18 protein-coding genes, 1 tRNA gene and 1 pseudogene are annotated in these 18,333 nt (G+C 59.8%); 13 read left to right on the top strand and 7 right to left on the bottom strand.

What is annotated here, in order from left to right; genetic code table 11:
• Positions 1-14: 14 nt before the first annotated feature.
• The 3 genes from QIW53_RS18075 to QIW53_RS18065 all read right to left on the bottom strand — a co-directional run bounded on the left by QIW53_RS18075 (position 15) and on the right by QIW53_RS18065 (position 3,625).
• Complete coding sequence (locus QIW53_RS18075; protein WP_371050978.1) at positions 15-1,757, bottom strand: fumarate reductase/succinate dehydrogenase flavoprotein subunit; 1,743 nt, start codon at positions 1,755-1,757, stop codon at positions 15-17.
• Positions 1,754-2,506 (bottom strand): GntR family transcriptional regulator, encoded by a 753-nt coding sequence (locus QIW53_RS18070; RefSeq protein ID WP_371050976.1) that lies wholly within the window; start codon positions 2,504-2,506, stop codon positions 1,754-1,756. The genes QIW53_RS18075 and QIW53_RS18070 overlap by 4 nt, the downstream gene beginning before the upstream one ends.
• Before the next feature lie 231 nt (positions 2,507-2,737).
• Positions 2,738-3,625, bottom strand: coding sequence for a Dyp-type peroxidase (locus tag QIW53_RS18065; RefSeq protein WP_371050975.1), 888 nt, complete (start codon positions 3,623-3,625; stop codon positions 2,738-2,740).
• Positions 3,626-3,810: 185 nt separating this feature from the next.
• Here QIW53_RS18065 and QIW53_RS18060 point away from each other — a divergent pair, with 185 nt between their 5' ends.
• Both QIW53_RS18060 and QIW53_RS18055 read left to right on the top strand, forming a co-directional pair.
• A complete protein-coding gene (locus QIW53_RS18060; RefSeq protein WP_371050973.1) occupies positions 3,811-5,436 on the top strand; it encodes an NADP-dependent glyceraldehyde-3-phosphate dehydrogenase in 1,626 nt (541 codons plus the stop codon).
• A 43-nt stretch (positions 5,437-5,479) separates the two neighbouring features.
• Positions 5,480-6,520 carry an FUSC family protein gene (locus QIW53_RS18055; RefSeq protein ID WP_371051098.1) on the top strand — a complete coding sequence of 347 codons (1,041 nt, stop codon included), beginning with the start codon at positions 5,480-5,482 and terminating at the stop codon, positions 6,518-6,520.
• On the opposite strand, the gene QIW53_RS18050 is transcribed toward QIW53_RS18055, so the two are convergent.
• On the bottom strand, positions 6,521-7,414 hold the full coding sequence (locus tag QIW53_RS18050) for a DMT family transporter (protein WP_371050972.1): 894 nt from the start codon (positions 7,412-7,414) through the stop codon (positions 6,521-6,523).
• A gap of 136 nt (positions 7,415-7,550) precedes the next feature.
• Here QIW53_RS18050 and QIW53_RS18045 point away from each other — a divergent pair, with 136 nt between their 5' ends.
• Positions 7,551-7,988 (top strand): Lrp/AsnC family transcriptional regulator, encoded by a 438-nt coding sequence (locus QIW53_RS18045; RefSeq protein WP_371050971.1) that lies wholly within the window; start codon positions 7,551-7,553, stop codon positions 7,986-7,988.
• A gap of 65 nt (positions 7,989-8,053) precedes the next feature.
• On the opposite strand, the gene QIW53_RS18040 is transcribed toward QIW53_RS18045, so the two are convergent.
• Positions 8,054-8,725, bottom strand: coding sequence for a Bax inhibitor-1/YccA family protein (locus QIW53_RS18040; protein ID WP_192308182.1), 672 nt, complete (start codon positions 8,723-8,725; stop codon positions 8,054-8,056).
• Positions 8,726-8,848: 123 nt separating this feature from the next.
• Here QIW53_RS18040 and QIW53_RS18035 point away from each other — a divergent pair.
• Positions 8,849-8,936: transfer RNA gene (locus QIW53_RS18035), tRNA-Ser, on the top strand.
• Between the two features lie 209 nt (positions 8,937-9,145).
• Here the strand turns inward: QIW53_RS18035 and QIW53_RS18030 are convergent.
• Together QIW53_RS18030 and QIW53_RS18025 are read right to left on the bottom strand one after the other, a co-directional pair.
• Entirely contained in the window at positions 9,146-9,952 is an 807-nt protein-coding gene (locus QIW53_RS18030) for an alpha/beta fold hydrolase (RefSeq protein ID WP_371050970.1), read from the bottom strand.
• Positions 9,953-10,042: 90 nt separating this feature from the next.
• Positions 10,043-10,942 (bottom strand): LysR substrate-binding domain-containing protein, encoded by a 900-nt coding sequence (locus QIW53_RS18025; RefSeq protein ID WP_371050969.1) that lies wholly within the window; start codon positions 10,940-10,942, stop codon positions 10,043-10,045.
• A 107-nt stretch (positions 10,943-11,049) separates the two neighbouring features.
• Here QIW53_RS18025 and QIW53_RS18020 point away from each other — a divergent pair, with 107 nt between their 5' ends.
• From QIW53_RS18020 to QIW53_RS17980, 9 genes and pseudogenes are all read left to right on the top strand, one after another.
• A complete protein-coding gene (locus QIW53_RS18020; protein ID WP_371050967.1) occupies positions 11,050-11,712 on the top strand; it encodes an RraA family protein in 663 nt (220 codons plus the stop codon).
• 1 nt (position 11,713) lies between these two features.
• Positions 11,714-12,379: an RraA family protein gene (locus QIW53_RS18015; RefSeq protein WP_371050966.1), complete on the top strand. Its 666-nt coding sequence runs from the start codon at positions 11,714-11,716 to the stop codon at positions 12,377-12,379.
• The gene (locus tag QIW53_RS18010; protein WP_371050965.1) at positions 12,376-13,005 is read left to right on the top strand and encodes an RraA family protein; all 630 of its coding nucleotides are present in this window, start codon (positions 12,376-12,378) and stop codon (positions 13,003-13,005) included. The genes QIW53_RS18015 and QIW53_RS18010 overlap by 4 nt, the downstream gene beginning before the upstream one ends.
• Positions 13,002-14,210: a pyridoxal phosphate-dependent aminotransferase gene (locus QIW53_RS18005; protein ID WP_371050964.1), complete on the top strand. Its 1,209-nt coding sequence runs from the start codon at positions 13,002-13,004 to the stop codon at positions 14,208-14,210. The genes QIW53_RS18010 and QIW53_RS18005 overlap by 4 nt, the downstream gene beginning before the upstream one ends.
• 275 nt (positions 14,211-14,485) lie before the next feature.
• A complete protein-coding gene (locus QIW53_RS18000) occupies positions 14,486-15,016 on the top strand; it encodes a thiamine pyrophosphate-binding protein (protein WP_371050963.1) in 531 nt (176 codons plus the stop codon).
• Positions 15,004-15,600, top strand: a complete 597-nt coding sequence (locus QIW53_RS17995; RefSeq protein ID WP_371050962.1) for a thiamine pyrophosphate-dependent enzyme — start codon at positions 15,004-15,006, stop codon at positions 15,598-15,600. The genes QIW53_RS18000 and QIW53_RS17995 overlap by 13 nt, the downstream gene beginning before the upstream one ends.
• Positions 15,601-15,670: 70 nt before the next feature.
• Positions 15,671-16,834: an acyl-CoA dehydrogenase family protein gene (locus tag QIW53_RS17990; RefSeq protein WP_371050961.1), complete on the top strand. Its 1,164-nt coding sequence runs from the start codon at positions 15,671-15,673 to the stop codon at positions 16,832-16,834.
• A gap of 60 nt (positions 16,835-16,894) precedes the next feature.
• Entirely contained in the window at positions 16,895-18,097 is a 1,203-nt protein-coding gene (locus QIW53_RS17985; protein WP_371050960.1) for a CaiB/BaiF CoA transferase family protein, read from the top strand.
• 48 nt (positions 18,098-18,145) lie between these two features.
• Positions 18,146-18,333 (top strand): annotated as a pseudogene (locus tag QIW53_RS17980) (electron transfer flavoprotein subunit beta/FixA family protein); the annotation flags it as partial.

Raw genomic sequence — 18,333 nt, 5'->3', positions numbered from 1 at the left:
CTCTTGTTGGGGGCTCAGGCCGCAAAGGCACCGACGCGCAGACGGTCGTAAGCCTGCATTTCCTCGGCATCCAGCGGGATGATGTAGGGCTCGACGGCTTTCTTGAAACTGCTCATCAGGCCGTGTTCATCCTTTTTCAGGTGGCAGTGGCAGAACCACTCGCTGTCGTTGCGCTGCGGGTGATCGACCCGATAGTGGTAAAGCCCCCAGCGACTCTCAGCGCGGAACAACGAGGCGCGGGCGGCCATTTCCGCGCAGTCGCGGATCATGCTGACTTCCATGGCGCGCATCAGTTCGTGGGGGTTGTGCGCCTTGATCTGGTCGAGGTCGCGCTGGATATCGCTGAAGCGTTGCAGGCCGATCTGCATCTTTTTGGTCACTTTCGGCGGTTGCAGGTAATCGTTCACGAAGCGGCGCAACTTGTATTCGACCTGGTCCGGCGGCAGGCCATGCTCACGATCCAGCGGGGCATAGACCCTTTGCTTTTCCGCCTCGACCTGCCCGGCATCCACCGCAGAAAACTCACGCCCGGCCACGAAATCCGCCGCGTTGTTGCCGGCAAACCAGCCGTAGGTAAACGCCCCCAGCATGTAGTTGTGCGGTACGGCGGCCATGTCGCCTGCCGAGTACAAACCCTTGACCGAGGTTTCCGCCTTCTCGTTGACCCACACCCCGGACGCCGAATGGCCGCTGCAAAAACCGATTTCGGAAATGTGCATCTCGACCATCTGCGTGCGGTAGTCGGTGCCGCGATTGGCGTGGAACTGGCCGCGACTCGGGCGTTCGTTGCTGTGCAGGATCTCCTCGATGTTCTGGATGGTTTCCTCGGCCAGGTGATCGAGCTTGAGAAACACCGGGCCGTTGCCGCTTTCGAGTTCCTGGTGGAACTCCCACATCATCTGGCCGCTCCAGTAGTCGCATTCGATGAAACGCTCACCCTTGTTGTTGGCGGTGTAGCCACCCAGCGGACCGGTGACGTAGGCGCAGGCCGGGCCGTTGTAGTCCTTGATCAGCGGGTTGATCTGGAAGCATTCCAGGTTCGCCAGTTCCGCCCCGGCGTGATAGGCCATGGCGTAGCCATCGCCGGCATTGGTCGGGTTTTCGTAGGTGCCCATCAGGTAACCCGAAGACGGCAGGCCCAGGCGCCCGGCGGCGCCACAGGCGAGAATCACCGCCTTGGCCTTGATCACATGGAAATCGGCCGTGCGGCAATCGAAGCCCATCACGCCGTTGACCGCACCCTCCTCGTCCTTGAGCAGGCGGGTGCAGACCACCCGGTTGGTGATGCTGACCCGCGCCCGCTTCAACTGGCGGTACAGGACTTTCTTGATGTCATGCCCTTCCGGCATCGGCAGCACATAGGCGCCCATGTGGTGGACCTTCTTCACGGCGTAGTCGCCGGTTTCGTCCTTCTCGAACTTCACGCCCCAGCGGTCCAGTTGTTCGATGGTCTCGAAGCTGTGGGTCGCGTAGGCGTACACCGCCGCCTGATTGACGATGCCGTCGTTGGCGATGGTGATTTCCTTGGTGTACTGCTCAGGCGTCGAGTGGCCGGGAATGATCGCGTTGTTCAGGCCGTCCATGCCCATGCTGATCGCACCGCTGCGCTTGACGTTGGCTTTATCGATCAACAGCACGCGCAAATCGCGGTTGCGCTCCTTGGCCTTGATCGCCGCCATGGGGCCGGCGGTGCCGCCGCCGATCACGACGATGTCGAATTCCTGCTCCAGGGTGGCTCTTGTCACGGAATGGCTCATGCCTGATCCCCCTTCTGGCGGTCGATGCGCAGGCGGTACTGAAAGGCATCGCCACGGTAATAAAGGTGTTCGAAGTCCAGGGGCTGGCCGCTGGCATCGTGGGTCAGGCGTTCGATGCGCATGATCGGTGAGCCCGCCTCGACGCTCAGCGCCTGGGTCAGATCGCTGTCGGCCAGCACGGCGTCAATGGCCAGGTCGGCATGACCGAGGGCCAGGCCGCAGTCGTTTTCCAGAATCAGGAAGATGTCGCGGGTGACCAGGTCGGCCTTCTCCAGCCGCTCGCCAATGGCTTTGGGCAGGTAGGTGATTTCCAGCGAGATCGGCTCACGGTTGATCAACCGAACCCGCTTGATCTGGGCCACGGTCTCGCCTTCGGCCACCTGCAAGCGCTCGGCGACCAGCTTGTCGGCGGCGATGAACTTGAAGCTGCGCAGGCGGTTGATCACCTCGTAGCCGCGACCGGTCATGGACTCGGCGAGGCCTTGCAGGGTGCTGACGTTCTGAAAGGTTTTCGGCTTGGCGACGAACGTGCCCTTGCCGTGGATCTTGAAGATCAGCCCTTCCTTTTGCAGGTCGCCCAAGGCCTGGCGCACGGTGATGCGGCTGACCTTGAACAAGGCACCCAGCTCGCTTTCGGACGGCATCTGGCTGTCCTGCGGGTACAGGCCATCGAGGATACGCGCACGTAACACGTCCCGCAGTTGGGTGTGCAACGGGACGCTGCTCAGAGATAGAACGTTGTCGGTCATGGGCTCATCACTTGTTATAACGAGTTATGACGTGATCTTATGGTTCTAATGACCGTGGTGAGAAATACTGTTTGAGAATAAGGTTAGAGCTACAAGTGGTCCGCTTCTCTGTAGGAGCGAGCATGCTCCGGGCGGCGTTCCGACGATGGTCTTCAGAACACCGCTGGGTGTCAGGCATCCAACGTCATCGTTCACGACCATCGCGAGCGTGCTCGCTCCTACAGTGGAAAGTCAGCGTCTGTTGAGGGCACGCAAATCCAGATGCCCATCCTTCAGCGGCGGGCACCAGTAGTACCCGCCGGTGATCGGCCGGCTGATGCGATACAAGCCGTCGGTGATGCCATCTTCCAGGCCGCTCATGCGCCGCAGTTGCGCTTCGAAGGCATCCAGGGAAAAGCCGAACGCCAGGAACATCAGGCCCGCACGATTGCCTTCGATCCACGGCATCGAGCGGCGCACCACAAAGGCTTCGGGGGCGAAGCTTTCCTGGGCGGTGCGTTTGACGTGGGCGGAGATCGGCGCGTCGTCGATCTCCTCGTTATCGCTCAGGCGACGGCCCATGATGTCGTCCTTCGCCTGCGGCGTCAGGGCATGAAAGCCCTTGAGGTCGTGCTGCCACTGCTGAATCGCGGCAAAACTGCCACCTACCAGGCCTTCATCGCCTTCGCTCGCCAAGGCTGCGGCAACGGCAGCTTCGTCGTGAGGGTTCTCGGTGCCGTCTTCGTAGCCCGTCAGGTCGTGGCCGGTCAGGTGGCGGAAGGTTTCGTTCATCTGCACCAGGCGCAACGCGGGCGCCAGTGCGGCTTCGATGGCGGTGCTGCGGTTGAGCAGCTCGCCACGGTCGACGCCGTGCAACCAGCACCACAGCGCGTGTTGGGTCGAGGGGTTGTCGACGCCCACGCCGGTCAACGCCGGAAAAGGTCGCAAGCCTTCGATCTGCCCGTGCATGGCCTTGACCAGGGACTCACCGAAACCGACCACCGCCGACTTGCCGTCCACCAGCCCCATCAGCCTGTCGAGCGCCGCTGGCAGTGCCTCGGCCGATACCAGCGCAAAGAACATGTGACGGGCCTGAAGTGGTACGGGTGTGGCGAGAATGCCCGGCTGGTAGTAGCTCATATCGACTCCTTAAGAATGAGCGCGAAGTTTACCCGCAGCGCTGGCTGTTGTGGGCGATCAAGGCAAAAGATCGCAGCCACGTGAAATCGGCGCTTAAAAAGTCGGACCAATAAGGCGTATAACCTCTTAAGAGAATCTGAACGGCAAGCCGCCAGCAACTGACTGGGCTTACATGGAGTAGCAACATGACCACAGCATCTATCCTTGGCAACCTGTTTCCCGACTCCAGCGACATCCCGGAAAAATATCGCCTCGATGGCCCGACCGAGCAGCGCGAATACCTGGTCGATGGCCAGCTTAAAACCTGGTCGGGCGCCCTCGCCCAGGTGCGCAGCCCGGTGTACCTCACGGGTGAAAACGGCGACGAACAAGTGATCCTCGGCAGCACCCCGCTGCTCGATGCCGACACTGCACTGACCGCCCTCGACGCCGCCGTGCGCGCCTATGACCGGGGCCAGGGCCTGTGGCCGACGATGCGCGTGGCCGAGCGCATCCAGCACGTCGAAACCTTCCTCGTCCGCATGCGTGAACAGCGCGACGCCGTGGTCAAGTTGCTGATGTGGGAGATCGGCAAGAACCTCAAGGACTCGGAGAAGGAATTCGACCGCACCTGCGACTACATCGTCGACACCATCAACGCGCTCAAGGAACTCGACCGCCGCTCCAGCCGCTTCGAACTGGAGCAGGACACCCTGGGCCAGATCCGTCGCGTGCCGTTGGGCGTGGCGTTGTGCATGGGGCCCTACAATTACCCGCTGAACGAAACCTTCACCACGCTGATTCCGGCGCTGATCATGGGCAACACCGTGGTGTTCAAACCGGCCAAGCTCGGGGTGCTGCTGATTCGTCCGCTGCTGGAAGCCTTCCGCGACAGCTTTCCGGCCGGGGTGATCAACGTCATCTACGGCAGCGGCCGCGAAACCGTCAGCGCACTGATGGCCAGCGGCAAGATCGACATCTTTGCGTTCATCGGCACCAACAAGGCCGCCAGCGACCTGAAAAAACTCCACCCAAAACCGCACCGCCTGCGTGCCGCGCTGGGGCTCGATGCGAAAAACCCCGGCATCGTCCTGCCCGAGGTGGACCTGGACAATGCGGTGAACGAAGCCGTCACCGGTTCCTTGTCATTCAACGGCCAGCGCTGCACCGCGCTGAAAATCCTCTTCGTTCATGAGGACGTGGTCGAAGCGTTCATCGACAAGTTCAACGCCAAGCTCGCCACCCTCAAACCGGGCATGCCCTGGGACAGCGGCGTGGCCCTGACGCCGTTGCCGGAGTCGAGCAAGGTCGCTTACCTGCATTCGCTGGTCGCCGATGCCGTCGACAAGGGCGCCCGGGTGGTCAACCCCAATGGCGGCGAGGCCCGCGCCTCGTTCTTCTACCCGGCGGTGCTGTACCCGGTGACGCCGCAGATGCGCGTCTATCAGGAAGAGCAGTTCGGCCCGGTGGTGCCGATCGTGCCGTACAAGCACCTGGACACGGTCATCGACTACGTCCTGGAATCGGACTTCGGCCAGCAGTTGAGCATCTTCGGCACCAACCCGGTGGCCGTCGGCCGGCTGGTGGACACCTTCGCCAACCAGGTCGGGCGGATCAACCTCAACGCCCAGTGCCAGCGCGGGCCGGACACCTACCCGTTCAACGGCCGCAAGAACTCGGCCGAAGGCACATTGTCGGTACATGATGCGCTGCGGGTGTTCTCGATTCGCACGTTGGTCGCGACCAAGTTCCAGGAGAACAACAAGGAACTGATCAGCGAGATCATCAGCGGGCGCAACTCGAGCTTCCTGACCACCGATTACATTTTCTGAGGAGCACCGCCTGAAAGCGTTCAACAGCCACCGACTGCCTCCACTGGTGCGCCGGGTATTGCGTCCCCTGCTGGACCCGTACCGGCGCTACCGCCATGCCAAACTGATCCACGCGGTGCGCGTGTCGCTGGGGTTGCTGGCGACCATCCTGCTGACCACCGGCATCAACCTGCCCCACGGCGAGTGGGCGTCGGTGACGATGCTGGTGGTGATCGGCGGCTTGCAGCACCACGGCAACATCGGCAAGAAAGCCGCCGAGCGTGCCATCGGCACCCTGCTCGGCGCGACCATCGGCCTGCTGTTGGTGGTGCAACAGGCGTGGCTCGGCCTGCCATGGCTGACCTATTTCGCGATGGCGGTGATCTGCGGCTTTTTCTCCTACCACGCCATCGGCAAAGGCGGTTACACCGCGCTGCTGGCCGGGATCACCGTGTTCATCGTCGCCGGGCATGGCGACAACCCGATCTCGGACGGGTTGTGGCGCGGGGTCGACATCCTGATCGGGATTGGCCTGGCCCTGGCGTTTTCCTTCGCCCTGCCCCTGTATGCGGTGTATTCCTGGCGCTACAACCTGGCCGATGCGCTGCGCGATTGCGCGACCCTTTACGGACGAATCATCAACGGCCATCCGGTCACCGATGACGAGCACGTGAAGCTGATCAATCGCCTGAACACGGTGATGGTGCAACTGCGCTCACTCATGCCTTCGGTGTCCAAGGAAGTGAAGATTTCCATGACCGAACTCGACGCCATCCAGCGTCATTTGCGCATGTGCGTCAGCACCCTGGAAATCCTGGCCAACACCCGGCCCGATGCGAACGATCCCGATGCCATGGCTCACCTGCAATCGGCGTTGAAAGCCGAACATCGGCTGATCCGTGTGCAACTGGTGGGGATGGCGCGGGCGCTGAAGTCGGGAAGCTTTCAGCGCCTGAACCGGGTTGTCGAGTGGCCGGAATCGAGCCTGGACGCACCGGTTTATCACCCGCTGGACGGCTACCGATTATTGATCCGCCAGATGGCCAACAACATTGGCGAGATGCGCCAGCGACTGGCCAAGACCGCACCGCGCTGGAGCATCTGATCAGGACGTGACCGTGCGCCGAAACTTCAGGCTCCAGCCTTGCTGCATGCCGGCGGCCGCCAGCAGAATGGCCGCGACACCGATCCATTGCAGCACTTCCAGGCGATGGCCGAAGGCAAACCAGTCGACGAAAATCGCCGCAATGGGGTAGATGAACGACAGCGCACCGGTCAGCGCCGTCGGCAATTTCTGAATCGCGCCGTACAGCAGCACATACATCACGCCGGTGTGCACGATGCCCAGGGTGATCAGGCTGGTCCAGGCGCTCGGCGTGTGCGGCAACGCATCAAGATGCGCGAAGGGTGCCAGCAACAAGACGCCGGTGCTGACCTGGATCAGCGCGATCAAGTGCGGCGGCGTGCCGGTCAGGCGCTTGATGATCAGCGCAGCGATGGCGTACAGAAATGCCGCCCCCAGCGCCAGGGCGATACCCAGCAAATAGTCGTTGCCCGCCGCGCCCTGCTCGCCATGGGCGCTGACGATCGCCAGCATCCCGAGAAACGAAATGCCCAGCCAGAACAGTTTCTGCAGGGTGATTTTTTCGTTGAGAAACAGCGCCGCCAGCCCGACCAGCATGAACGGCTGGACGTTGTACACCGCCGTGCCGATGGCAATCGAGGCGCGCGAGTAGGAAGCGAACAGCAGCACCCAGTTGCCGACAATCGCCACGCCACTGAGCACCGCCAGCAGGAAGGTGGTGCGGGTCAGAATGCCCGGGCGCAGGAAGCCGAACGCCGCGCAGATCAGCAGCAAGGTGCCCGCACCGAACACGCAGCGCCAGAACACCACATCGAGCACCGGTTGCCCGGACACCAGCACGAACCAGCCGATGGTCCCGGAAATCAGCATGGCGGCGGTCATTTCAAATGATCCGCGACGTAGGGTCTTGTCCATCATCAGGCTCCTCAAGGTGTGGGATGAATTATGGCGAGCCACCGGTGGCCTTCTCCAGAGCAAAAATCAGGCTAAACTTGGCATCTGCCTTTTTTATCAAGGCAGTTTCGCTAAATTGCCTAACAGGGGTTGCGCCATGACCGACGATATCGACCAAGTGCTGATCAGCGCGCTGATGGAAGACTCACGACGCTCGCTCAAGGCCCTGGCAAACCTCAGCGGCCTTTCTTCGCCCAGCGTCGCCGAGCGTTTGCGCCGCCTCGAAGAGCGTGGCGTACTCAAGGGCTACACCGTCGAGATCGATCCCCGGCACTTTGGTTACCAACTCCAGGCCATCGTGCGCATTCGCCCGTTGCCGGGGCAATTGCACGAAGTGGAACGGCAGATCCAGGCGATTCCCGAGTTCACCGAGTGCGACAAGGTCACCGGCGATGACTGCTTCATCGCCCGCCTGCATGTGCGCTCGATGGAACAGCTGGATACACTCCTCGACCGCCTCAACAGCCACGCCGAAACCAACACCGCCATCGTCAAGAAAACCCCGGTCAAGCGCCGCCTGCCACCCATGGCCTGAGCCCTTGCGCAAACGCCGTGCAATAAAAAACCCGCCGAAGCGGGTTTTTTATTGAAGGCTGACGATCAATCGTCGCGGCCCATGATGCCGAATATCTGCAACAAGCTGATGAACAGGTTGTAGATCGATACATACAGGCTGATGGTCGCCATGATGTAGTTACGCTCGCCGCCATGGATGATGGCGCTGGTCTGGAACAGGATGCAGGCCGACGAGAACAGCACGAAACCTGCGCTGATCGCCAGTTGCAGGCCGCTGATCTGGAAGAAGAAGCCAGCAACCACCGCAGCCAGCAGGACGAAGAAACCTGCAGTGATGAAGCCACTGAGGAAGCTCATGTCCTTGCGGCTGATCAGCACGTAGGCTGACAGACCACCGAACACCAGCGCCGTCATGGCGAACGCCGAGCTGACGACTTCAGCGCCGCCCTGCATGCCCAGGTAACGGTTGAGGATCGGGCCGAGAATGAAGCCCATGAAACCGGTCAGGGCAAACGCCGACACCAGGCCCCACGCGGAATCACGGAGTTTGTTGGTCAGGAAGAAAAGGCCGTAGAAACCGATCAGCACCACGAAGATGTTCGGGTAGCCGACCCGCATCTGCTGGGCGACAAACGCCATCACACCGCTGAATGCGAGGGTCAGCGCCAGTAGGCCGTACGTGTTGCGCAGGACGCGGCTAACCTCTAGCTGCTCAGCCTGCACGCTGTTGTTCACTGCGTAATCCTGTTCGCGCATGGCGACACTCCTGTTGGTTTGAAACGTTCAGTCGCAAAGATCATAACAGACGCTCTGTAACAAGCTATGGGGAGAGTTTGACAGTGTGTTTCATTCAGGTATTATGGCGCCCGCAACGCAAACGGAGGTGTGGCCGAGTGGTTTAAGGCAACGGTCTTGAAAACCGTCGACTGTAACAGGTCCATGAGTTCGAATCCCATCGCCTCCGCCATCTTTATACGACAAAGCCCTGATTATTCAGGGCTTTGTCGTTTCTGGGGTTTGATGCAAGCCCGATAGGCGATCCCGTCCACGGCGAGCTGCAGGACATCGCAGCCTACTCAGCCTGTACCTCCGAGGCGCTCTGCATCTTTCTAACTGGGTCATGTGAGCGAACACGACCACCAGCGGCCGTGTATTTGGATTGAATCGGGGGCAAGGTCAGGCCCGGTCTTGCAACGCCTTGATGTGCTGCCACATCAGCGTGGGGTTGGAATACATCGGGAAATGGCCACAGTGGGGAATACAAGCCAACTGCACCCCCTGGGCAGCAATATCTTTCAAATACGACAGGTGGGAGTTGGTCTCGCCATACATGTACTGACGCGGGACTGGCAATTCCAGAAACTTGGCCATGAGGCCACCATTATCGGACAACTCAACCATGGACTCGAAGATCCCACGCACAGCCCCGGTCCGCACTTTGTGTGAAAGGCTGGCCGCGTAGAGTGCGCTGGCAGGATCTGGTGTCAGGCGGGTGCGCTTGATGAAGTCACGAAAGAAGCGTGCGTCGTCGCACGGATAATCGTGGATCTGGCGGCTGAGGAAACAATCTTCCGGTGCGATATTGCCCTCGATGTCGACGAAACTCAGCACACGTTCGGGGTTGGCGTGAGCGAGCATCAAAGCGGTCAAACCGCCCATGGAGTGGCCTACCAGATGGAATTGCTTGATTCCGAAGTGAGCAAGCAACGCCTGGGCAGTCTTCACCAACAAGGGGATGTTGATGCGAGATAGATCGCCACACTCCGTTTCTCCGCATCCAGGCGCATCGTAAGCAATGAATGGGTGACCTTCGAATGCCGACTGCAGAGTGATATCGGCGTAATCCTCTTTGGTAGAACCAAAACCGTGCAGGAACAAGATCGGTGCCTTTGGACCGGCTCGGTGGATTATCGCCAGTTCAAGCTGCACGCCGTCGATGTTCAACGGCAATTTCTCGTAAGTGAAGCGAGCAGTGTGCTGCACGGGGGAGACCTCCTTCTAAAGACTTCCCAATGTCGAGCTCCCGCGACAATCTGTAAAATACGAAGCCGCGATGCCTGTCATATGCTCAACCTATGATCCGTAAACTTGTTTGGCCTGATCGATCATTGCGTCGATCAACGGATTGTTATGCCCGCCATCCCACGCCATCGCGGCGGTGACTATCCTGACCTCCGGCTGCAGCGGCCGTACCAGCACATTTTCCGGGGCGAGCTTGTCCATGGACGTTGGCACCAGGGCTATTCCTTGCCCGCAACTGACGAATGCGACCTGAGACGAAACTGAACGGACCTGATGCACGATACGCGGTGCAAATCCACTGGCTTTGCATAGCCCCACCATGTAGTCGAAATACACCGGGCTGACATCACGCGAAGCCATGACCAGGGTTTCATCGGCAAGCGCCTTGAGTTCAATGGCCTCAGAGGCGGCCAGAGGGTGGTCATTGGGCATCGCGACTGCCAGACGATCCTCCGACAGGGACATCGACTGAAGGTGCCGGCCCAGATTGCCCTCCAGACGTGCGAAAGCGATATCGATATCTCCGGCCTCCAGCGCCGGAATCGCCTCTGCGCTGTCGATTTCCCGCACGGACACCGTGATCAACGGATGCTCTTGCTTGAAGCGCTCGATCAATGGCGGCAGCACATCGATCATCGCCGAGGTGATCGCGCCGATCGTCAAAACCCCCGCATGGCCGGCAACGGCTTCATGTACCGCCAGCTCGAGCCGTTCCAGCTGATCGGCAAACTTGCGTACCGCGGGGAGGATCGCAGCTCCAGCCGACGTGAGTTGTGCACCACGGCGCGAGCGGGTGAACAGTTGAACCCGCAACGACTGTTCAAGCGCTTGGATTTGCTCGGTCAAGGGTGGCTGCGACATGCCCAGCCGTCTGGCTGCGCGGCTGAAATTCTGGTCTTCTGCGACAGCCAGAAACAGCCAGAGATGGCGTATCAAGCGAAAATTGATCACGGTACATTTCCATAGGTTTGGAGTATGACAGGCTTAGCTTCTTCGTAATATACGTATCAAAGGGTCTTGCTGATACTCAAGCTTCATTAACACGAGGTCAGCAACCGATGAGTTTGAAAAGCCCGCTGGATCGCCTGGCTGCGCTGGATACCAACACGATTTCCGACGCGCTGGATTTTCTCAACCTGCCCGGAGCTACCAACGGCCTGATGCCGCTCTGGAAATGTCCAAAAATCGTCGGTCGTGCCAGTACCGTGCAGCTTGGCCCGAAACAGGATATGGCCCCCACCGTGCACCTGATCACCCCAGTGGTAGAGCAAATCATCACTGATGACCGCGTGCTCGTGATAGCCGGCGGCGTGGACGGAATTTCCAGCTGGGGCGACATCCTCGCCAACGCAGCCCAACGCAAAGGTATCCGTGGTTCGATCATCGACGGCTTCAGCCGCGATATCCATGGCAGCGCCGACATTGGCTACCCGATATTCGGCCGCGGCGTGACCATGATCAGTGCCCGTAACCGGCTCGTGCAAATCGACGCCGCCGTCAAAGTGCGCATGGCAGGCGTGGACGTCGAGGAAGGCGACTATGTTATCGCCGACGAGTGCGGCACCCTTTTCGTGCCTGCCAAGGCGATCGACCAGGTCCTGGACCTCGCCGAACGCATTGACCGTCGCCAAGCCGGCATGGTCGACGCTGTCCGCGCGGGCCGCTCAGTGGAGGAAGTCATGCACGACAGCCAATTCGAAGCCATCAAGGTGGAGCACTGATATGAGCCTTTCTGATAAAGATCTCGTCGCCTTGTTCGAAGGCCTGGATACCCCTGGCGTTTCCGACGCGATGGACAAATTGGGAATGCCAGGTCAAGCATTCGATATAGCGCCACTCGCCAATTACAGCAAGGTCGTGGTCGGCCCGGCCTTCACCGTGCAGTACGTGAGCGCGAGCACCCCGCCAGGCACAGTCGGCGATTTCATCGATGACGTGGCACCGGGCGATGTCGTGATGATTGCCAACGATGGCCGTACGGATTGCACCGTCTGGGGCGACATCATGACCCAATACGCCTTGGCTCGCGGCATTGCCGGCACGGTCATTGACGGCGTCTGTCGTGACGTGAACAAAGCGCTCGATGAAGGCTATCCGCTATTCAGCAAAGGACGCTTCATGCGTACCGGCAAGGATCGGGTGCAGGTGGTCGCCGTCAACCAACCAGTGTCGGTGGGTAACGCTCGGGTGTGCGCACGCGACATCGTGGTGGCCGATGCCAATGGCGTGGTCGTCGTGCCCCGCGCACGTGCCCAGGAAGTCGCCGAAACCGCGCGCCGTATCGAGTACGTCGAAGCGCAGATTCGCGAGCAGATCGCTGCCGGCAAGAGCCTGAAAGAAGCTCGTGCTGCCCTCGGTTACCATTCTCTGCAGAGCAAACCACAATGAGCCTTCCACGCGATTATCAGAACATTTCCAGAATGCTGGGTAGCTCCACCTTGTATGAGGCTTCGGGCCTTCCGTGTGCTGTCGACCGCCAAATCCGCCCTGTCTGGAAAGGCGCTTTCATCGCTGCACCGGCCTATCCGGTGCAATGTTCGCCAGGTGATAACCTTGGCCTGCACCTGGCCGTCGCCAATGCGCCGCGTGGCAGCGTACTGGTATGCGATACCGCTGATTTCGTGGCGGGTTACTGGGGGGAGGTGCTGACCGTTGCTGCAGAAACCGCCGGCATCGTCGGCCTGGTAATCAATGGTGGAGTGCGCGACATCGCGGCCCTCGAGGCCCATGGCTTTCCAGTGTTCGCACGTGGTATCTCGGTCAAGGGCACGGTCAAGGCGACCGCACCTTCGGTTGGCAAGCCATTCGATTTCAGTGGCGCGATGGTCAACGTTGGGGACCTGGTCGTTGCGGATGAAGACGGTGTCATCATCATTCCCGGCGCTGCTGTCGAGCGCACTCTGCTGGAAGGACAAAAGCGCATGGACAAGGAAGTGGTATTCATGAGCAAGCTGCGCGAAGGGTCTACCACCATGGAGCTGATGGGCCTCGCCCATCCGGAGGCGCACGCGTGAGCCTGAAAACACTGAACCGTCGCTTGGAGGCCGCCAGCCCTTCGGCCACCTACAAGATCATCGATCGAGTGGCGGCGCGCCGCGCTGAAGGTGCCAGGATCATTTCGTTGTGTGCCGGCGAGCCAGACTTCGATACGCCTGAGCACATCCGTGCAGCCGCAATCAGCGCAATTGACAGCGGCCACACTCGCTACACCCAGGTCGCTGGCCTCCGCGCCCTGCGTGAGGCGATAGCTCGCAAGTTCCAGCGTGAAAATGGCCTGGACGTCAGTTGGCAGGATACCTTGGTATGCAGCGGCGGCAAGCAGGTGATTTTCAATGCCCTGGCCGCGACCCTCAACGACGGTGAGGAAGTCGTCATTCCTGCTCCGTACTGGGTGAGCTACCCGGAGATGGTGCAACTTTGCGGAGGTGAGTCGCGGATCGTCACCTGTGGTGCGGAGTCGAGCTTCAAGCTGACCCCCCAGGCGCTGTCCGAAGCAATCGGGCCAAACACCCGCTGGGTGATTCTCAACTCTCCGTCCAACCCAACCGGTGCAGTCTATGAGCGGGAGGAACTCAAGGAGTTGGCCGAGGTACTGCTGACTCATCCGCATGTACTGATCCTGGCAGACGACATCTATGAGCACCTGATTTTCGATGGACGCGATTTCCTTACACTTGCTCAAGTCGAGCCACGTCTGGCTATGCGCACCCTGACGATGAATGGTGTGTCCAAGGCCTACGCCATGACAGGCTGGCGAATTGGTTTTGCGACCGGCCCGAACTGGCTGCTCGAAGCGATGGAGAAACTGCAAGGCCAGCAAACTTCGGGCGCATGTTCAGTTTCCCAGCATGCCGCTATCGCTGCCTTGGATGGTCCCAAGGACTTTATCGCTCACAGTCGAGAGGTGTTCCAGCGTCGCCGGGACTTCATGGTGCAATTGCTGAACGAAGCACCGGGCATCTCCTGCGGAACACCAGGTGGCGCGTTCTACGCTTTCGCAGACTGCAGCGGACTGATCGGCAAGCGCTCGGCAGGCGGGCGTGAACTGGTCGATGACGAAGCAGTAGCTGTGGCTTTATTGGAGGAAGCCAATGTAGCAGTGGTACAAGGTAGCGCATTCGGGCTACCCGGATACCTGCGGATTGCCTACGCGCTGGATGATGAATCTCTGCGTGGGGCCTGTGAGGCAATTCACGGTTTCTGCGAAAGCGCGCGATAGTCAAGGCCGCGTCCACTCATCATCTGCTTGACGAGCCAGGCCGATCTTACTTCACCACCGGAAACTTTCTGCTTCCGACAATGAGGGGATCGGCAATGCTCTCCGACAGTTTCATCTGTAGCGTTAAACAGCGCCTTGGTGATGAGGTCGTGATCACCCTCGACTGAGCACCAAGGTATGCCATTCGGGCATATCTCAAAGAAAAAAAAGGTAGTCGTCGTGCTCCCTGGTTCGCCCCATGATGAGGCGAAACAAGAGCAGCACTGGAGACAACCATGTCATCGCAAGAAGCTGAACAAAACTGGCAGGAAGACGTATTCCGCGTCCTCAAAGCCCACGACGTCAAGCACGTTGTATTCGTTCCGGATGCCGGTCATTCAGCCGCCATTCGTATGTCTTATCAAGATCCCGATATCAAGGCTGTCGTCCTGACTACCGAGGAGGAAGGCATTGGTTACCTCGCCGGTGCCTGGCTTGGAGGCGAGCGCGGTGCACTGTTGATGCAGTCGAGTGGTGTAGGCAACTGCATCAACACACTGGCTCTGCAGAATTGCGCAGGTTTTCCATTGCTGATGGTCGTGACCATGCGCGGTGACTGGGCCGAGTTCAATGCGTGGCAGAACCCGATGGGACAAGCCACCGAAGCCTCCTTGAATCTGATGAAGGTCATGACCTGGCGGGCGGACAAGCCCGAAGACGTCGCGCCTCTGCTGCACGGCGCTGCAACCATGGCCTTCAACGGCGATGCCGCCACCGCCCTGCTGCTCGGTCAGCGCCTGATCGGAGAAAAGAAATGGGTCAAGTAAGCGCAAATCATACGCTGTGCCGCCGCGAAGTGGTCAGCATCTTGCTGGCCGACCGCAAGGATGTCCTTGTGGTCACAGGACTCGGCTCCGCCTCCTATGACGTTATGGCTGCTGGCGATCACGACAACAATTACTACCTCTGGGCCGCCATGGGCAGCGCCATCACCGTGGGGCTGGGTCTGGCCAACGCTCAACCAGACAAGTCCGTGGTGGTTATCACGGGCGACGGCGAACTGCTGATGGGCTTCGGAGCCCTGGCTACTGTGGCATTGCAGAAGCCTGCCAACCTCACTGTTGTTGTACTGGACAACGGACACTTCGGCGAGACCGGCATGCAGGTCAGCCACGCGGGTTTTGGTATCAAGCTGGACAAGGTGGCACAAACCTGCGGATTCAGCTGGACCGATGAAATCAGGGACATGGAAGGCGTTCACGACCTGCGAGAACGTTTTGCCAGTCGCGATGGCGTGAAACTGGCCACCGTGAAGATCAAGGCTGAAAACCCTCCACGAGTGCTACCGCCGCGAGACGGGCACTACATCAAGAACCGCTTCCGCGCCGCGCTGGGCTTCCAACCGATCTGACCGTTTAAGGGAGGGGCTGGAGGTCAAGCCACGACGTGACCCCCCGCCCTGCCCGATCTGGAGAACAATAATGAGCGACATCAACAGCGAAGAACTCAATGCCATCCGCGAAGGCGTACGCGCCTTGTGTGCCGATTTCCCTGCTGAATACTGGCGCAGGATAGACGAGGAAAAAGGCTTCCCGGAGGCCTTCGTAAAAGCCATGACCGAAGCCGGTTGGCTGTCGGCAATGATCCCCGAGGAATACGGCGGCTCAGGCCTGGGGTTGGCAGAAGCCTCGCTGATTCTTGAAGAGGTCAATCGATGCGGAGGTAACTCCGGAACGATTCACGGCCAGATGTACAACATGTTCACGCTCTTGCGTAACGGCAGCGATAAGCAGAAGAGTTACTATTTGCCCAAACTTGCCAGCGGCGAACTGCGCTTGCAGTCAATGGGTGTTACAGAACCCACCACCGGAACTGACACCACCAAGATCAAGACCACTGCCGTTCGCAAGGGCGACAAATATGTGATCAACGGGCAAAAGGTATGGATCTCCCGTATCCAGCATTCTGACCTGATGATCCTCCTGGCCCGCACCACACCTTTGGCAGAAGTGAACAAGAAGTCTGAAGGGATGTCGATCTTCCTGGTCGACCTGCGCGAAGCCATCGGCAATGGGTTGACTGTCCAGCCGATCGCCAACATGGTCAATCACGAAACCAACGAACTGTTCTTTGACAACCTTGAGATTCCTGCGGACAGTCTGATCGGTGAAGAGGGCAAGGGTTTCCGCTACATCCTCGACGGCCTCAATGCTGAACGCACACTGATCGCCGCCGAATGCATCGGCGACGGACGCTGGTTCATTGAGAAGTCCAGTCAGTATGCTCGCGATCGCGTGGTGTTCGGACGGCCGATCGGCCAGAACCAGGGCGTGCAGTTTCCCATCGCCGAAGCGCACATCGAGATCGAGGCCGCAGACCTGATGCGTTGGCGCGCCTGCGCGGAGTACGACAGCGGCAAAAATGCCGGCGCCGCTGCCAACATGGCCAAGTACCTGGCGGCCAAGGCCAGCTGGGAGGCCGCCAATGCCTGCCTGCAGACCCACGGTGGTTTCGGTTTTGCCAACGAATATGACGTCGAGCGCAAATTCCGCGAGACCCGCCTGTACCAGGTCGCACCCATCTCGACCAACTTGATTCTGTCGTATGTCGCAGAGCACCTGCTCGAACTGCCACGCTCCTTCTGATCCGGATTGCCCCTTGCCGTACACGACAAGGGACTCGCCATGACAAAAGAGACAATAACCATGAGCCAGCCCAAGGGTATCCGCCCCCTCGACGGCATCACTGTCATCAGCCTGGAACACGCTATTGCCGCGCCGTTCTGTACCCGACAATTGGCCGACCTGGGAGCCCGGGTCATCAAGGTCGAACGCCCTGGTGTCGGCGATTTCGCACGTGGTTACGACCAACGCGTCAACGGCCTTGCTTCACACTTCGTGTGGACCAATCGCTCCAAGGAAAGTCTTACCCTTGATCTCAAACAACCCATCGCGGCTGACATCCTCGACCAATTGCTCGAGAAAGCTGACGTACTGGTTCAGAACCTCGCTCCCGGTGCCGCGGCGCGCCTGGGGTTGTCCTTCCCAACGCTGCACGAGCGCTTTCCCCGTCTGGTGGTCTGCGATATCTCGGGCTATGGGGTGGGCGGGCCTTATGAACAGAAAAAGGCATACGACCTGCTGATCCAGAGCGAAGGAGGCTTTCTCTCGGTCACTGGCGGGCCCGGTGACGATCAAATGGCCAAGGCGGGCAACTCGATCGCCGACATCGCAGCGGGCATGTATGCCTACACCGGCGTGCTGTCAGCCTTGCTGCTCAGAGACAGGACAGGCGTCGGCAGCCATGTGGATGTGTCGATGCTCGAAAGCATGGTCGAGTGGATGAATTATCCAATGTACTACGCCTACGACGGCTCGCCTCCACCACCACGTGCCGGTGCCGCCCATGCCACCATCTACCCCTATGGCCCCTTCCCCATCGGCGACGGCAACACAGTAATGCTGGGCCTGCAAAATGAGCGGGAATGGCGCCTGTTCTGCGAGCAGGTACTGCTCCAGCCGCAGCTTGCAGACGATGTGCGGTTCGAGGCGAACTTCAAACGTGTCGAGAATCGCGAGACATTGCGCAAATTGATAGTCGAGGCCTTTGCAGCGCTGGATTTCGACACTGTCATTGCACGCCTTGACGCAGCCAGCATCGCCAACGCGCGGGTCAATGACATGCAGGGTGTGTGGCAGCATCCGCAACTGAAGGCGCGAGATCGCTGGCGTGAAATCGGGACATCGCAAGGTTGCGTTCCCAGCCTGCTCCCACCGGGTAGCAGCAATGCCTTCACTGCGCGCATGGACCCCGTTCCAGGGTTGGGTGAACACAGCGCCGATATCCTGTCTGACCTTGGGCTATCCAGCGACCGTATCCAGGAACTGCGAACTGCGGGAGTCATCTGACCGCTGTTTTACGTCTCTTGCCGACCTATCCAGAGAGTCATACTGCCCATGAAAGTAGTCGTCGCTATCAAACGTGTGGTCGACTTCAACGTGAAAGTCCGCGTCAAGGCGGACCGCACCGGTGTCGACCTGGCCAACGTGAAAATGGCCATGAATCCCTTCTGCGAAATCGCAGTGGAAGAAGCCGTACGCCTGAAAGAGAAAGGCGTTGCGACTGAAATCGTCGTCGTCTCCGT

Origin of the sequence: Pseudomonas fluorescens, from assembly GCF_041354075.1 — a bacterium.
Taxonomy (GTDB): domain Bacteria; phylum Pseudomonadota; class Gammaproteobacteria; order Pseudomonadales; family Pseudomonadaceae; genus Aquipseudomonas; species Aquipseudomonas fluorescens_CE.
This window is presented reverse-complemented; position numbering and strand designations above follow the sequence as displayed.

Excerpts from the sequence above, each read along its gene's own strand:
- QIW53_RS18020 (WP_371050967.1), top strand. The coding sequence starts at position 11,050 with ATGAGTTTGAAAAGCCCGCTGGATCGCCTGGCTGCGCTGGATACCAAC.
- QIW53_RS18065 (WP_371050975.1), bottom strand. The coding sequence starts at position 3,625 with ATGAGCTACTACCAGCCGGGCATTCTCGCCACACCCGTACCACTTCAG.
- QIW53_RS18050 (WP_371050972.1), bottom strand. The coding sequence starts at position 7,414 with ATGGACAAGACCCTACGTCGCGGATCATTTGAAATGACCGCCGCCATG.
- QIW53_RS18000 (WP_371050963.1), top strand. The coding sequence starts at position 14,486 with ATGTCATCGCAAGAAGCTGAACAAAACTGGCAGGAAGACGTATTCCGC.
- QIW53_RS17995 (WP_371050962.1), top strand. The coding sequence starts at position 15,004 with ATGGGTCAAGTAAGCGCAAATCATACGCTGTGCCGCCGCGAAGTGGTC.
- QIW53_RS18075 (WP_371050978.1), bottom strand. The coding sequence starts at position 1,757 with ATGAGCCATTCCGTGACAAGAGCCACCCTGGAGCAGGAATTCGACATC.
- QIW53_RS18015 (WP_371050966.1), top strand. The coding sequence starts at position 11,714 with ATGAGCCTTTCTGATAAAGATCTCGTCGCCTTGTTCGAAGGCCTGGAT.
- QIW53_RS18060 (WP_371050973.1), top strand. The coding sequence starts at position 3,811 with ATGACCACAGCATCTATCCTTGGCAACCTGTTTCCCGACTCCAGCGAC.
- QIW53_RS17985 (WP_371050960.1), top strand. The coding sequence starts at position 16,895 with ATGAGCCAGCCCAAGGGTATCCGCCCCCTCGACGGCATCACTGTCATC.
- QIW53_RS18045 (WP_371050971.1), top strand. The coding sequence starts at position 7,551 with ATGACCGACGATATCGACCAAGTGCTGATCAGCGCGCTGATGGAAGAC.
- QIW53_RS18040 (WP_192308182.1), bottom strand. The coding sequence starts at position 8,725 with ATGCGCGAACAGGATTACGCAGTGAACAACAGCGTGCAGGCTGAGCAG.
- QIW53_RS18010 (WP_371050965.1), top strand. The coding sequence starts at position 12,376 with ATGAGCCTTCCACGCGATTATCAGAACATTTCCAGAATGCTGGGTAGC.
- QIW53_RS18070 (WP_371050976.1), bottom strand. The coding sequence starts at position 2,506 with ATGACCGACAACGTTCTATCTCTGAGCAGCGTCCCGTTGCACACCCAA.
- QIW53_RS17990 (WP_371050961.1), top strand. The coding sequence starts at position 15,671 with ATGAGCGACATCAACAGCGAAGAACTCAATGCCATCCGCGAAGGCGTA.